The organism is SAR202 cluster bacterium (genome assembly GCA_016872355.1).
Taxonomy (GTDB): domain Bacteria; phylum Chloroflexota; class Dehalococcoidia; order Lucifugimonadales; family VGZY01; genus VGZY01.
Genome location: VGZY01000002.1, coordinates 40882 through 55774 on the forward strand (window position 1 = coordinate 40882; position 14893 = coordinate 55774).

14 protein-coding genes are annotated in these 14893 nt (G+C 60.5%); 8 read left to right on the forward strand and 6 right to left on the reverse strand.

Going from position 1 to position 14893, the window contains the following annotated elements:
* The first annotated feature begins 58 nt into the window (after positions 1–58).
* The 8 genes from FJ319_00805 (at position 59) to FJ319_00840 (ending at position 9328) form a co-directional block, all read left to right on the forward strand.
* Positions 59–1999 carry a hypothetical protein gene (locus tag FJ319_00805; protein MBM3932841.1) on the forward strand — a complete coding sequence of 647 codons (1941 nt, stop codon included), beginning with the start codon at positions 59–61 and terminating at the stop codon, positions 1997–1999.
* Positions 2000–2069: 70 nt separating this feature from the next.
* Complete coding sequence (locus FJ319_00810) at positions 2070–2294, forward strand: AbrB/MazE/SpoVT family DNA-binding domain-containing protein (protein MBM3932842.1); 225 nt, start codon at positions 2070–2072, stop codon at positions 2292–2294.
* The gene (locus FJ319_00815; GenBank protein MBM3932843.1) at positions 2291–2779 is read left to right on the forward strand and encodes a type II toxin-antitoxin system VapC family toxin; all 489 of its coding nucleotides are present in this window, start codon (positions 2291–2293) and stop codon (positions 2777–2779) included. Before FJ319_00810 ends, FJ319_00815 begins: the two co-directional genes overlap by 4 nt.
* Positions 2780–2810: 31 nt before the next feature.
* Positions 2811–3863 (forward strand): 6-bladed beta-propeller, encoded by a 1053-nt coding sequence (locus FJ319_00820; GenBank protein MBM3932844.1) that lies wholly within the window; start codon positions 2811–2813, stop codon positions 3861–3863.
* A gap of 31 nt (positions 3864–3894) precedes the next feature.
* Entirely contained in the window at positions 3895–5307 is a 1413-nt protein-coding gene (locus tag FJ319_00825) for a hypothetical protein (GenBank protein MBM3932845.1), read from the forward strand.
* A 29-nt stretch (positions 5308–5336) separates the two neighbouring features.
* Complete coding sequence (locus tag FJ319_00830) at positions 5337–6170, forward strand: polyhydroxyalkanoate depolymerase (protein ID MBM3932846.1); 834 nt, start codon at positions 5337–5339, stop codon at positions 6168–6170.
* Between the two features lie 240 nt (positions 6171–6410).
* The gene (locus tag FJ319_00835; protein MBM3932847.1) at positions 6411–8483 is read left to right on the forward strand and encodes a hypothetical protein; all 2073 of its coding nucleotides are present in this window, start codon (positions 6411–6413) and stop codon (positions 8481–8483) included.
* Between the two features lie 77 nt (positions 8484–8560).
* Entirely contained in the window at positions 8561–9328 is a 768-nt protein-coding gene (locus FJ319_00840) for an NUDIX domain-containing protein (GenBank protein ID MBM3932848.1), read from the forward strand.
* A 47-nt stretch (positions 9329–9375) separates the two neighbouring features.
* Here FJ319_00840 and FJ319_00845 read toward each other — a convergent pair whose 3' ends face one another.
* The 6 genes from FJ319_00845 to FJ319_00870 all read right to left on the reverse strand — a co-directional run bounded on the left by FJ319_00845 (position 9376) and on the right by FJ319_00870 (position 14581).
* Positions 9376–10146, reverse strand: a complete 771-nt coding sequence (locus tag FJ319_00845) for a hypothetical protein (GenBank protein ID MBM3932849.1) — start codon at positions 10144–10146, stop codon at positions 9376–9378.
* An 18-nt stretch (positions 10147–10164) separates the two neighbouring features.
* The gene (locus FJ319_00850) at positions 10165–11394 is read right to left on the reverse strand and encodes a hypothetical protein (protein MBM3932850.1); all 1230 of its coding nucleotides are present in this window, start codon (positions 11392–11394) and stop codon (positions 10165–10167) included.
* Between the two features lie 37 nt (positions 11395–11431).
* Positions 11432–11863, reverse strand: a complete 432-nt coding sequence (locus FJ319_00855; GenBank protein MBM3932851.1) for a hypothetical protein — start codon at positions 11861–11863, stop codon at positions 11432–11434.
* A 12-nt stretch (positions 11864–11875) separates the two neighbouring features.
* Positions 11876–12205 (reverse strand): hypothetical protein, encoded by a 330-nt coding sequence (locus FJ319_00860; protein ID MBM3932852.1) that lies wholly within the window; start codon positions 12203–12205, stop codon positions 11876–11878.
* Between the two features lie 17 nt (positions 12206–12222).
* Positions 12223–13866: a hypothetical protein gene (locus FJ319_00865; GenBank protein ID MBM3932853.1), complete on the reverse strand. Its 1644-nt coding sequence runs from the start codon at positions 13864–13866 to the stop codon at positions 12223–12225.
* A gap of 133 nt (positions 13867–13999) precedes the next feature.
* The gene (locus FJ319_00870) at positions 14000–14581 is read right to left on the reverse strand and encodes a hypothetical protein (GenBank protein ID MBM3932854.1); all 582 of its coding nucleotides are present in this window, start codon (positions 14579–14581) and stop codon (positions 14000–14002) included.
* Positions 14582–14893 lie beyond the last annotated feature (312 nt).

A 14893-nucleotide genomic window follows, 5' to 3' on the forward strand; every position in this document is an offset into this window, starting at 1 on the left:
GGGGTAAGGGGTACAGGATATAACGAATCACAAAAAGAGGTCACAACACATGCTTAACATGCCCTGCCTGCCTTTCGTAACTGCCACTCGACTGGCGCCGCCGCCCGGATGGGCGCTGCTGCAGCGCAAGCTGATGGACGTGATGGAAGAGGGCGCGGAGTACATGATCGGCAAGCACGCAGAGAACGGCGGCGTTATCACCTACGCTGACGACATGGACGACCTCTACGAGCAGGTGAACAACTGGGGCCTCTTCTATGCCATGGGCGCGAGCAAGAAAATACTCACGATGGCCCTGGAAAGCTGGAACGCCACGACACGGTTCCACGATAGGAGCATCAAGAGCCGCGTTCACCCCCGTTTCCACGCTTCCAGCCACAAGGAGTACTACAGCATCAACCACCCCGGCGACGCCGAGTGGCACCACAAGGGCGAAGGCAACATGGCCTTCTACGACTTCGGAGTCGCGGACCCCACGATCTCGGAGAACGTCCGGAGGGCGCGCAGGTTCGCAGGCTACTACATCGGTGAGGACCCCGAGGCGCCGAACTGGGACCCGAAGTACAGAATACTTCGGTCGCCCGCGCAGTCCGGCGAGGGGCCCTGGCACAAGACGACGACGGAGTACACGCACTCTTACCTCCTCGGCGGCAAAGGGCTGGACTCGATTTCGTGGTACGGCGTGCGCTCAAGCCTCCAACCGTTCGTGAAGGACCTTGAGCCCACCTGGTGGAAGGACCCAAAGAGGCGCGATGAGATCAACGCTCTCTTCGAGAAGCTGGTGCTGAACACAGACTCCTCCAACAACCTGGCAGCGACGGCGCTGGTCACAAACGCCTACCTGTACACAGGCGACGAGAAGTACCGACGGTGGGTGCTGGACTACGTGGAGGCGTGGATAGACCGCACGAAGCAGAACGGCGGCATCTTGCCTGACAACGTCGGCCCTACCGGCAAGGTGGGAGAGAACCGCAACGGACAATGGTGGGGCGGCCTGTACGGCTGGAACCACTACCAGGGTTACAACATCATGTTCCACGGCCTGGTCACGGCCGTGGAGTGCGCACAGCTCCTCAGCGGGGACTCGCGCTACCTGGAGCTACTGCGTTCGCAGATCCGGATGCTGCTCTCCAACGGCAAGCGCAAGGACAACGGCCAGCTGGTCGTGCCCAACCGCTACACCGCCGAGGGCTGGGCCGCGTTCATGCCGATGCGGATCTTCGAGATCGCCCACCTCTACCACGGCTCGCTATCCAAAGAAGACTATGACCTGTTCTGCGAGATACGAGCGGGAGACGTGGAGCGCAACTGGAACGTTGTGGAGCCGACGCACGAGAAGAACCAGCAGCTGCGGGACGGCCACCAGCATATGGCCCGCTTCCAGTACTACGACGGCAAGAACCCGGGCTGGCCGGAGCAGATACTCTCTGCTGAGTTCGTGACTGCCTCCGATGCCATCCGGCGGATGAAGGCCTACCCGGACGACATGCTCAAGCTAATCGAGAACAACGACTCCCCGGACAATCCCGTCGTCACCAAGGGCCTCACGCAGACGATGCTCGGGGCGCCGCAGTCCAACTACAACGGCGGCCTCCTGCGCGCGACGGTGCGGTACTTCGACGCCGACCGCGCACGCCCGGGCCTTCCCCCGGATGTTGCGGCGTTCGTGGACGAGATCAAGGACGACCAGGCCGGCATCCGGCTCGTCAACATGAGCATGGAGCGGGCCGCGAACGTGATCGTTCAGGCCGGCGCGTTCGGGGAGCACACGTTCACGGAGGTGCGGTACGGCGAGGACGATCCTTCGACAATCGACAGGAAGAAGGGGATTGGCCCGTCCGTAATCGAGCGCACCCTGCCCGTTCACGGCAAGCACTTCGCAGTGAGTCTTCCGCCCGGAAAGGCCCTGCGAGTGCAGGCCGGCATGAAGCGATTCTCCAGCAAGCCGTCATACGGTTTCCCGTGGCACGGCGAGAAGATACCGGCGCCGTTTCAATAGCGGCAGTATGGTATACTTGCCAGGTAAGGAATAATTCTCCTTACCTTCATGCAAGGAGGGATACATGGTGGTGGCAAAAGTGACCAGCAAAGGGCAAGTAACTATACCCAAAGATGTTCGCGAACGGCTTGGAATCGAGCCGGGGGATGAGATCGAGTTCGTCGAGAGTGACGGCGAAATCAAGGTCGCTAAACATTTCACCGGATCCCCATTCGACAAGTTCGTGGGCTACTTGAAGCACCTCAAGGGGAGGACCACGGACGAGCTCATTGAGGAGATGCGTGGGGAGAGATGATAACGGCCCTGGATACGAATATCATCCTTGATATCGTAGTCCCCGACACGGCGGACGTCCGAACTTCAAAAGCCCTTCTGGAAAGGGCCGGTAGAGAGGGCGCCCTCGTGATCTGCGAGGTCGTATATGCGGAGGTGGCTGCCCGCTTTCAGGATGGTTCGGCGTTGGACTTTTTCATGCAAGAAACCCGGATTCGCCTGTCAGCCAGCACGCCAGAGGCATTGGCGGAAGCGGGAGTTGCCTGGACGAAGTTTGCGTCAAACCGGAGGCGCAAAGTGCAGTGCGGCTCTTGCGGACGAGAACAAGACATCGTCTGCATCGATTGCTCCCAAACAATCAGCTTCCGCCAACGAGTTCTCGCAGACTTTCTCATTGGTGGCCATGCGTTGCTACAGGCCGACCGCCTGTTAACTCGTGACCAGCGTTACTTTCGCACATACTTTGCAACACTCAAATTGGGGCCGGAGCTCGACCCCTCAAACTAGCGCCCAATGTTTGTATTGTGGGAGGTGACTTATGTCCCGACCCTATGCCCTGCTTCGTGCGGGATTCCCGTACTACAAGACGATCGGAGCGCGCGGGAGGACAATCCTGCCTAACGACATGACCATTGCGCCGGACGGCACCATCTACACGCTGTGCCAGGGCACCAACTACGGCAAGGGCAACCCCGGGCCGATCTACATCACTAACCTTGAAGACGAGTACATCGGCAGCATGGCGTGGCGGAACGCCCAGTACGGGCCGTATGGCCACTGCCAGTTCCACTGGCCCTGCCAGATCGTTATCGACGGCAAGAATCGGCTGTTTTGCTCGGACCAGGCCTTCGACTACCTGCAGGTCTTCAACAGGGACGCCGAGTATCTTGGCCGGTTTGGAGAGGCCGGGACCGGCCCCGGCCAGTTCAACCGTCCATCGGGCCTTGCCGTGGACGCTCAGGATAACCTGTACGTCGTCGACTCTCTCAACCACCGCATCCAGAAGTTCGACAAGAATGGGCGTTTTGTTTCAATGTTCGGCTCGCTCGGCTCGGAGCCAGGCCAGTTCAACATGCCGTGGGGCACCCACGTGGACAGCGAGCACGACGAGATCTACGTGGCAGACTGGCGCAACGACCGCGTTCAGGTCTTCGATATGAACTGGGAGTTCCAGTTCCAGTTCGGAGAGTCCGGCAGCGGAAAGGGGCAGCTCAACAGGCCAATGGGCATAGCCGTGGACAAAGATGGCGACATCTACGTGTGTGACTGGGGCAACAACAGGGTGCAGCTATTCGACAAGACGGGACGCTATATCCAGCAGTTCCTCGGAGACGCCACGCTCTCCAGGCAGGAGATCGAGGTCTACCTGAGGCGGCACTCGGCCAAGCAGAACCGGTTGAGGATTGAGGCTGACAACGAGCAGGAGAAGCTCTTCGCCGGCCCGCGCTCCGTGCGGGTGGACTCCGAGGGCCACATGTTTGTGGTGGAGGCCGACCACTACCGCATCCAGGTGTACAAGAAGCAGGCCATTGTTCTCACGGAAATGGACGTGGCCCCGCCCCTCAAAGTCCCCACGATGAACCAGAACTAGAGACGACTCGGAACGGCAGGAGAGTTGGACCATGCCCATGAAAAAGCTCACAGACTCCCAGATGAGGGACTTCGTGCGGAATGGCTTTGTAAGGGTGCAGACGGCCCTGCCGCCCGAGTTCCACCGGGAGATCTTCAGGGCATCGGAAGAGCTGAACAAAGAGGGCAACCCGGGGAACAACCTGCTGGCCAAAGTGCCGGCCATGCAAAAAATCTACGACGATCCCGGCGTCGCGGGGGCGCTCGCCAGCATCCTGGGCGACGACTACTTCATGCAGCCTCACCGCCACATGCACTTCAACCCTCCAGGCAGCCCCGGCCAGACAATGCACAAGGACTCGTTCACCCGCCGCAGACACCACACTCGCTGGATGGTCACTTTCTACTTCCCCCAGGACACGACGGTTGAGATGGGGCCGACGGGCGTAGTGCCCGGCAGCCACTACTTCAACAAGTACAACCCGGAGACGGACACGCCCGAAAGCTTCATGGCCGGCCCAGCAGGCAGCGTTGTGATCGCGAACTACGATGTGTGGCACCGCGCGACGCCTAACCGTAGCCAGAAGAACCGGTATATGCACAAGTACCTCTTCACCCGCATGTCGGAGCCCACCGCTCCGAGCTGGCGGAGCACGGGCGATGCCTGGGTTGCAAAGAAGGGCGACCAGCACACCGCCATGTGGTCGCACATGTGGGACTGGCACTACGGCAAGCTGTCAAAGGGCAGGGCCGGCACCCTTGAGATGAGCGAAAAGGAGATCAGGCAGAAGGTGGCGGCGCTTTCAAACGACTCTGAGCGCGTCGCATTCGACGCCGCGTACACGCTGGCGAAGGTGGGCGAAAAAGCCGCCCGCCCGCTGGTGAAGCTACTGAGCGACGGGTCCGCCGAAAAGTGGTACACCGAGCTGACCCGCAGGCCGCCCGGGCAGACATCGCCGTCCGCGAACGCAAGCTATGCCCTGATGGCGATGGGCGCCCCTGCCGTCCCTTTGCTGGTCGACCTCGCCTCCAGCCGCAATATGTGGAACCGAGCGAGCGCGGTCGTTACACTGATGGACATCGGGCCGGCCGCGAAGGCCTCAGTCCCGGCCATTGCTGCGGCGCTCAAAGACGATTCTCCGCTTGTGCGCCAGTTCGCAGCGGAGGCTATGGGCACGGTAAGCCAGGGGACGTCGAAAGGCGTTGCGGCCCTCGTCCCTGCCCTCAAGGACCAGGATGAGACCGTGCGCAGGTTCGCAGCGCTCTCACTGGCGAAGATCGGCCCCCATGCAAAAGGGGCCACGAAGGCGCTAATTTCGTCCCTGGGCGACAGCAATCGTTATGTCGTCGGCAACGCCCTCCACGCCCTGCACCGGATCGATACGGCCGAATCGCGCGAGGCGGTGCTCGCCCACCTGTTCACTGCGCGCTGGGACCGCCTGACGACGAAGACATCGCTATACTAGACGGACTAAATCTAATTCAGGACTCACTCATGCCACACGTTTACGGAAGCTCGGCGACGGCGCAGTCAAAGTACACCGCCAAGCGCGCGGCAGGGCCGATCAAGATCGACGGCAAGCTGGACGAGCCCTCGTGGAAGCTGGCGCAGAAGTCGACACGCTTCGTGGACCTCGTCACCGGCCAGCCTGTGGAGCACGACACCCGCGCTGCCGTCCTGTGGGACGACGACTACCTGTACGTGGGCTTCTGGGTGGAGGAGCCGGACGTTCGCGGCACGCTGACGGAGCGCGATTCGTTCATCTGGAACGACAACGACGTCGAGGTCTTCATCGACGGCGGAGACACGTACTACGAGTTCGAGATGAACTCGCTCGGGACCGTCCTGGAGATCTTCTGGATCTGGAAGGATGTGTACAAGCGCGGCGGTAAGTTCGATATCCCCGAGTTCGACCTCTTCGGCGGCAACGTCTGGGTCCTGAACGGGCTGGACGGCCGCAAGCACCCGCGCGGCGCGCGCTGGGGCTTCCTGGACTGGGACATGAAGGGGCTCAAGACGGCGATTCACATCGACGGCACGCTGAACAAGCGCGACGACACGGATAAAGGCTGGACGGCGGAGATCGCGTTCCCCTGGAAAAGCATGAAGTGGCTGGCGAACGGCCGCTCACTGCCGCCCAAAGAGGGCGACGTGTGGCGTATCGACTTCTCCCGCTTTCAGCAGTACGACAAGGAGACGAAGCCGCTCCCGAGCTGGGTGGTCAAGGACAGCCCCGGCTGGGTGTGGAACATGCACGGCCTCTACGACTCCCACATCCCGGAGTGCTTCGTGCAGGTGAGCTTCAGCGAGAAGTCCGTGGGGAAATAACCGGTCCCCTGTAGCCCGCGCGATTCATCGCGCCCGTCGTGCTCGCCAGGGTCGCCCGTTGGCGACCCGTGCGCGATGAATCGCGCGGGCTACAAGATGACCGCCGCACCTCCATTCAACTATGCCTACCCTCCTTTGACAACCTTCGTTATCCCCTGATACCCTGCCACCGCAACGACGGCCCGCTCGAAATATTCACCACCGTGGAGGCATCCCTTGCCCGCCAACAAGCCCATCTCCATCCCCGGCATAGCAACCATTACCGCCAGCCGGATCACTCCTCCGCCCGCGTGGGCCGTATTGGAGCGGCAGCTCATAACGACGATGGAAAAGGGCGTGGAGGTCTTTAACGAGAAGTACACGACGCCCGACGGTAACATGCACTTCATCTACGACGTGGATGACGTGTTCGAGAGCCGCGTCAACCGCGGCCTCCTCTACTCGGTGGGCGGAAGCAGCAAGTTCAAGGACCTGGCGATCCGCGAGTGGAACGCGACGGCCCGCTTTTACAGCGAAGAGTTCAAGCCCTCGCCTGTGGAGCAGCACCCTCACCTGTCCGCAAAGCCGGACATCCTCTCCCAGGGGGAGAGGAGTAATCGGTGGAAGCCGGGTTCTATCCATCCCATGTATATGGCCCAGCTCCACAACGAGTTCTGGACGCTCGCGATCCCATTCAACGCGGACTGGTTCCACATCGGCGAAGGGCTGCAGTCGTTCCACGAGCTGCCGCTGGTCGACCCGACCATTGAAGAGAACATCCGGCGCGCCAGGCGGTATGCCTCGTTCTACAACGGCGAGGACCCGAGCGCGCCGAACTACGACCCGAAGCACAAGATCATCCGCTCCCCCTTCGGAGGCAGCAAGGGGCCAATGCTCCGGGCCATCGACGCTCCGCCGATGGTGCACGAGGGCGGCTACGTCTCGAACGCGATGGACCTGGCGCGGTACTTCCTCGACCCCGCGTCGTACGGCGACTTCGGCCACCGTCGCGGCGTCGCCAGCAAGCCGAGCGCAGGGAAGCTGATGACTCCGCTGTACCCCATCGTCAAAGAGCTTGAGCCCAACTGGTTCGAAGACCCGAAACGCCGGGACGAAATCCTGCGACTGTTCGAAGACATTGTCCTCAACGGCGACGAGCCGACGAACCTCCCCTGCACGGGCCTGATGGCAATGGCGTACATGTACACAGGCGAGGACAAGTACCGCCAGTGGGTTGAGGACTACGTAGGCGCGTGGATTGACCGCACGAAGAAGAACGGCGGAATTATGCCGGACAACATTGGCCCCACCGGCAAAATAGGCGAAAAGCGCAACGGCCAGTGGTGGGGAGGCATGCACGGCTGGAACCGCCGCGGCGGTTGCGACCGCATGTTCACGGCGATCGCGATCGGCGTGGAGGCAGCGACGCTCGTCAGCGGGGATACAGGCTACCTGGACCTGCTCAGGTCGCAGCTGCGCCTGCTGCTGGACAACTCCATCAAGCGCGAAGACGGCCAGCTACTGCTGCCGAACAGGTACGGCCCCGAAGGGTGGGCGGAGCATCGCCCATGGACGATCAAGGAGTTCGTGCACCTCTTCAACGCATCGCAAAAGCCCGAGGACTACCAGATGATAGCGATGCTGCGGGAAGGCAACCGCACAGCTGACTGGAACGACGTGCCGTCCGGGCCGGACCCCAAGGGCGGTCGCACGGACACGGGCCGTTTCCAGTATTACGACGGCAAGCTGGCGGACTGGCCGGAGCGGCTCGTGGAGGCGGAGATACAGTTCTCCCAGACGGTCACGAGCAGCTTCGTCAACGACCACCGCTCGCTTGAGCAGATACTGGAAGACAACATCTGGCCGGCGAACCCGCTCGTGATGAAGGGGCTGACGCACCTGGTCACAGGCGGCCCGCAGCACCTGTACAACGGCGGCCTTCAGACCGGCAGCATACGCATCTTCGACCCCGATCGCGCGCGGCCCGGCATGCCGGAGGACGTGGGCGTACTGGTGGACGAGATAAAGGCCGACCGCACGGGTGTGCAGCTCGTCAACCTGGACCCAGTAGAGTCCCGCCGCGTCATTGTGCAGGGTGGCACGTACGGGGAGCACCAGTTTACTGACGTAAGCTACACAGAGACGGACCGCAACTGGACCGGGACGAATCCGGGGACGTGGATTCGGGCAAAGGCCACCAGCACGGACCGCTCCGTGCCCGTTAACAATAGCTATTTCGAGGTAGTCCTGCCGCCCGCGACCGGAATTCGCGTGAGCGCCGGCATGAAGCGGTACGCTAACAAGCCGTCGTACGCGTTCCCGTGGACTAGGTAGAATAGTGAATTGAACAGCCGGGCTTGTCCTTAATTCACTATTCACTATTCTAAATTCACTATTCGTTCGAGGTGTCTGTGGAATCACTTGCAGGCGCCGCCAACGCGTTCGGCGGCTTTGTTGTGAGCCCTGAAGCTCTGCCTACTGAGCCGGAGCTTTTCCGTCGCAAGCTCGCCTTTTCAATCGAAGCGTGGCGGCAAGAGGGCTACAAGCTGGTCTGGCTTGAACTGCCGATCAGTCGCGCCAGGCTGGTGCCTATTGCGGCGGACCTTGGCTTTTCGTACCACCACGCAGGCGAAGGGTACCTGATGATGACCTGCCGGCTGGTGGAAACGGCGTTCATACCGGCGTATGCGACGCACTACATCGGCGCGGGCGGCGTTGTTCTTAACGACCGGCGGGAGCTGCTCGTGGTGAGGGAGAAGCGCGGCGGCAAACAGGGAATCCCGAGCAACTTCAAGCTGCCGGGCGGCGCGCTTCACGCAGGCGAGCATCTGGTGGACGGGGTAATTCGAGAGGTGCTGGAGGAGACGGGCATAAAGACCAGGTTCCAGTCGCTCGTCAGCCTGCGGAACCAGCACGGCTACCGGTACGGCAAATCGGACATCTACTTCGTGTGCCGCCTTGAGCCTCTCTCCAACGAAATATGCAAGCAGGAAGACGAAATCGAAGAGTGCCGGTGGATGTCTGTGGACGACTACCTGGGGATTGATAGCGTGAGCATCTTCAACAAGAGCATCGTTCGCGCCGCTATCGAAAACCCTGGGCTCTCGCCCCGTGTGCTTGACGGCTACGGCCGCGACCCGACGAAGATCGAGATATTCTTCCCCCGCAACCCGCAGTAGCATGGCAGGCGGCGGCCCGTGCAGTCAGTACGCCGCTGATCTCGCCGTCAGTCCGTGCAGGGGTTGGCCGATATCCCCGCCCGCGTGCACTTGCGCTTGAGGCTGTTTCTGCCGTCGGCGATCGCCTGCCTCACGAGCGTCGCGGCCTCCGGCTGCACCCAGGCGGTCCAGGAGGCCTCGTTCTCCTTGAAGTAGATAAGCCCAGCAACCGCCACCGATATGCCTGTGCGCCCGCCGGTAACTATGGATGCAAGCCTCTCTATTGCGGACGGTTCGGGAGTCATGGCCGAAAACACGGCACAGGCGTCCTTCATTTGCCCGGCAACCAGCGACGACACGACTATGCGGCTGTTCTCCTTCGCCCCGAACGCCGAGCCCAGGTCCACGAACTTCTCCGCGGACACGTTGGACGCGTACCAGTCGGAAAAGCGTCCACGGTCGAAGTCCATAACGGCATCCACGGCGCCATTCGCAAGAGCATCGGGATACTGATCGGATGGCACCTGGACCATCTCTACGGAGTAAATATACCCGTAGACCGCCAGGTACCCGGCGACGAAGTTAACAATCTGGAGGGCGTTGTCGTCCCACTGCGCCAGGCGGATGGTGCCCCTGGCGGGTGTGTCATACGGAGAAAAGGTGTCCGGGCCCGTAGGCGAGCCGACCGGGATCCCTGCCGGCGTCGGCCTCGGCGTGGGCGTTCCCTCAATCATCGATCGCCTGTCGCTTACCACGAACGGATCGGCTTTCGGCGTGCAGGAGATAACCGACGCCAGAAGCAGCAACACGGTAATTGTCACAAGGCGTCGGTCGGTCATGGTATTAGATTCTCCTGGTCACTCCCACTGGGGACCGCCGGCAGCCACCCTGGCGTGCATGGCCGCGAACTCCTTCGAGCCGTCGTCGAACCAGTATTCGAAGTCCGCGCCGCGGACCGTTCCTTCTTCCCATCCGGTTATCCGGGTGAGGTCCGGGTTGGACGGTGTGTACAGCTTCTTGCCGCCCGGCATGTATGTGATGCCAAGCCGGCGGGTGGTCGCCTGCGGGCGCGGCGCGGAAAGTCGCTTGATAGCCGCTTCGTCCACATTCACACCGAGCCCGGGACCTTCCGGCACGGGAGAAAAGCCTTCGATTATCGGGATCTTCTTCGTGGCCACGTCGTCATCGCACTGGTCCTCCAGGTTGATCGAGTGTCCGGTCGCGCTCGGCAGGACGGCCGCCATGTGGAGAGCAAGGGCCTTACCGAGCGTGCCGCCCGTCATCTGCATTATGGTCTGAATGTTCGCCCTCGAGTAGAGGTTGCCTCTCGACAGGGTGTCACCGATGCTGCATGTGGGGTACCCGTCCCCGATCATATAGATGTCTGCAACGCCTGTCAGGGCTTCCTGGTAGCCGCTCAGAGGATTCTTGTGCATGACGATAGGGATGCGCGACTTTTCCCTGAGCCTGCGCCAGTCATCCAGAGCGTGATTTGGGAACGGGTCTTCAATAAACCCGACGATAGGGTGCTGCTCCATGCGATTGACCAGGTCAAGGACGCCCCCCATAGTCCGGTTGCCGTTGAAATCGAAGTGGAGCTTGAAGCCCGGAGGCGCAACCTCCTCGGCCATGCGAATGTGCTCCATCACGTCCCAGAAGCCGCGCATGTGCATCTTGAAGACCATGTAGCCCAGCGCCACTGCCCGCTTTATCTCTTCGCGGTACAGCGCCGGCGTGCACGAGCCGGTCCATGCGGCGACGGTAACTCCGTCCCTCACCTTCTGTCCCATCAGCTTGTAGGCAGGCACCTCGAGGTACTTGCCCATCACGTCGTAGAGCGTCATGCCAAGACCGGGATTGAAGTTGTTGTTCAGAAAGTCGAAGGGGTTGCGGTCTACAATTCGGTCAAGCTTCGGCTCCTTCTGCCTCGCGCCTTCCCAATCGTAGTCCCCGTAGCCAACGATCCCGTTATCGGTGGTTACCCGATAAAACATCCGGGAGTAGTAGTCGTGAGTTCGGCCGTGCGATTTGTAACGCTCAGCGATCCTGGGGTATATCGGAAACGAATCAATATTGACAATTTTCAAAAGGCACCCCTGACAAGGCCCGAGTGAGGATGGAACTCTAGGTGTCGCTGCAGACCATACCTATGGCGCCGGGGACCTTTATGCACTTGCGATTGAGGCTGTTCTCGCCTCGGGCAATGGCGTCCCTAACGAAAGTGGCCGTTTGCTGGTCCACCCATGGAGTCCAGACGGCTTCCTGCTGCTTGAAGAATATCTGGGATGACACGGCCGGCGACACGCCGATGCGACCTGTGGTGATCCTGCCGGCGGCCTCTGCAACAACCGCGTCTGGGATCTTCACGCGAGACAGGAAGTCGGCGACCTCAGGGGCCTTTGCCTGGAGGGCTGGTGAGGCGAGGATACGGTAGTCCGACTGGTCATTGTAGACCGTGCCAAGGTCGAGCAGGGCACCGGACTCTACATTCTTCTCGTACCAGTCCGCGATTTCGGTCCTGTTGGCCACTAGAGCGGCGTCGACTTCCCCTGTCAACACAGCCTCTTCTTAGGCTTCGCCGGCGGGAGTAACAAGCTCCACTGTATAGAAATACCCATAGACTATGACATATGCGGTGATGAAGTTTACGATCTTGACGGTGTTGTCGTTCACCTCCGCGAAGTTAACAACGCCCTTCGCCGGAGTGTCGTCGACAGTCGGCTCTTCGCCATCAACAACTACCGGCGTAGCCCCCAGCGGCCTTGGCGTTGCAGTCCCGATGCGCTCGTCTTGCCTCTGGCCCACGGCAAATGGGTCAGCATCCGGCGTGCACGCAACGGCGGCCGAAATGCCGAGCGCGAATAATGACCCGATTAAGACCAGCGTCCTCAGCTTCATTCTGTCCTTTTGCCTTCCTAGCCGGAGACCGGCTCTACCCTTTCCTGCTTGAGTGATTCGGGCCGGATAAACTCCTTGTATCGCGTAAGCACTTCAACTCCGTTGATGTACCTGGCGAACCCAGCCGATTTGCTCATTTTGACCACTGTAACTTCCAGAACGTTTTCACCCTGCTTGAGGATGTCAATCGGCAGGGAATACCGGAACCAGTGCGCCGCCATACGCAATGGCGCAAAAAGTGGGCTGGTCCGTGGCTTGATTTTCATCTGAAGCGCCCGCTCGTCCGTGACCTCTGCCTCAGACCGGGCCATCACCCGCCCGTTGAACCGTATCTCGATTTCGTCCTCAACGCAGAAGTCGGAGAATCGGACAGATAGCTGCGGAGACCTCATCTCGCCGTTCTTTCGGGCCGCATCAACGTCGTCGGAAACAACGATTGGAACGAGCGCTGTCTTGCCCTCCTCCAGTTGTACCGGCAACACGCGCCTGGGGGGTTCCGTGATCTCGTCCTCCGCCTGGCGCTTGATGGTGCCGAACTCGCCGCCGTAGTCCAGCATCTCTTCGAAGGTCATCCCAGGTTCGCGCGGCTGGGCGAGGTATCTCTTTTCACGAAGCACGAGCGCGCTGGGGTGCGCCATTTCCCGCAGGACCTGGTACTCCCGCTCGGCGAACGGCCACGGCAGGTAGCCAAGGTACATGCCGGTTGCGCCCTGAACGCTGAGCGTCTGGGCCAGGGCACGGTACATATCCTCGGAAGGAAGCACCACGCGCTCATCGTAAATCCGCCGTGGAGGGCGGAAGTACGCCCCGGCCTGCGCCGGCCTGGCAGCATCAACGAGCCAACGGATATCGATCGTACCCGTGTCAACCAGCTGCTCGGCGGCCTGCCCCACAACCAAATCCACGCTCTTGTTCTTGAGCCACGCTTCTACGTCCAGCCCCAGCTTGAGGTTGGCATTTCGCTGGTCAAGCACCCTTGCCTCGATCGGTATCCGCCGCCCCTGTTTCGCCCCTATTCGGTCCGCGAGCTCGCGAACGCGGCCGACGAATTCATTCATGACCGGGATGTTCTTTTCCTCTGTGCCTGTGCGGAAAAACTTCGGCACAAACATGAAATCGAGCTCGATGCCCTCAGGCTCGTAATCCTCGAGGAGCTCCCGGAGCACGTCCAGCTTGTGGTCCTGAACGCGGCGGTTGGCGTAGTCGTAGCACCACTCATAGCGCGGATGGTTAGGGTCCTTCTCACCCAGGCACACCTCTTGCCAGTGGTCCCACTTCAATATCCCACATCTGTCTGAGCCAAACTTGTCGCAGCTCTGGAGCTTCAGGCTCGGAAAGACCTTCAGCCCCGTTTCCTTCCCCCTGTTGATGACCTCCCGGACCTGGTCGGTGCCCATGGCGGCAGTGTCTTTGACCATACGCATGATCCGCCAGTCGATAAAGGAGGTCCAGACGTCTTGCTTCTGGCCCACAACGCGACCGACCTTGCTCTGGTGGAAATAGACGTCGCCGTAGCCAAGTCCAAAAGCGAGCGCATCCACGCCGGTGCCAAGGAGCTCATCAACCGGCCAGCGCAACATATTCAGCGTCACTGGCGGGTCCAGGCGCTTGGCATGGAAGTGGTGCGCGTCCTGGTAGTAGATCAGCCGTGGGTGGGGCATTCCGCCTCTCCTGTGCGCCGACAATATGCTGAGAGCTATCGAAATGGTGCATTTCCTGAACCTTTCTGTCAACGTTCGACAAAAAGAAACGGCCCCGATAGGACGGGGCCGTTCAAGTAAGGGTCGAAGGCGGCTAGGGCGACTTGATTGTTTCGGTGGAGACCGGCTGCTCCATGCGCGCCTTCAGTGTCTCGAGGGCCTTCTTTGAGGCGGGCGCCGCAAGCCCCTGCCTGGGCATTAAAGTTGAAAGCAATGGGCCGCGTGACGTTACGGTCTCCTCGTATTGTTTGCCGCTTTCCTTGAGATGGAAGTCGAATATATGCTCATGAGATGACTTTCCCGCGATGGCCTTGTATGCAAACCGCAGCGGAAACTCGTAATCTGTTACCTCGATCTCCGCCGCGGGCTTGCCGTCCACGGCCTCTACCTTGAACCTGGAGCCGATGCCAAGGATCCCCGGCGTAACCTTTTCAATCTTGACCTGGTCTCCCCTCCACTCCGCCATTTTCGTGAACTCTTTGACGTGGTTGAAAACTTGTTCCCGGTCGGAGTTGATGAATACGCTCGTCCTGCTTGTCCTGGGCATAGTCGTCTCCTCTCTAAACCTGTTAGTACTTAACGTCCTTAACCGCATAGTAGGAAATAGACCATCCAATGTCAACATGTCGACGAGAAGATTATCATTTTCAATTTCTACTATAGCTAAACCTGCCAAACCCTGTGTGTTCTCTCCACCTATCGTAAGTGTTCATGGTAGGGAACAATTCCGGAATGTGAACTAACAGCGCCCGTTATTGCGAATGGCCTGGAGCAGGGCGTATGCGCGCCGCATTACTTTGCATGACCGCATGAACGGGCAAAAATAATCGGCGCTCCCGGTGATGGGAGCGCCGAAGTTCGATTGTCTTTGCTGGAGCGGGCCTTTAGTTGATGAGCATGCCAACTGCGATCAGAACGGAGGCAGTTGCCAGGAGCACGCCGCCCATCCATGCCGGCATGAACGCACCACGCTCATGGCGGCGGGAAC

Bases quoted from the DNA above. Each gene is read 5' to 3' on its own strand.
- FJ319_00805 (MBM3932841.1), top strand. From the start codon at position 59: ATGCCCTGCCTGCCTTTCGTAACTGCCACTCGACTGGCGCCGCCGCCC.
- FJ319_00815 (MBM3932843.1), top strand. From the start codon at position 2,291: ATGATAACGGCCCTGGATACGAATATCATCCTTGATATCGTAGTCCCC.
- FJ319_00820 (MBM3932844.1), top strand. From the start codon at position 2,811: ATGTCCCGACCCTATGCCCTGCTTCGTGCGGGATTCCCGTACTACAAG.
- FJ319_00825 (MBM3932845.1), top strand. From the start codon at position 3,895: ATGCCCATGAAAAAGCTCACAGACTCCCAGATGAGGGACTTCGTGCGG.
- FJ319_00830 (MBM3932846.1), top strand. From the start codon at position 5,337: ATGCCACACGTTTACGGAAGCTCGGCGACGGCGCAGTCAAAGTACACC.
- FJ319_00845 (MBM3932849.1), bottom strand. From the start codon at position 10,146: ATGACCGACCGACGCCTTGTGACAATTACCGTGTTGCTGCTTCTGGCG.
- FJ319_00860 (MBM3932852.1), bottom strand. From the start codon at position 12,205: ATGAAGCTGAGGACGCTGGTCTTAATCGGGTCATTATTCGCGCTCGGC.
- FJ319_00865 (MBM3932853.1), bottom strand. From the start codon at position 13,866: ATGCCCCACCCACGGCTGATCTACTACCAGGACGCGCACCACTTCCAT.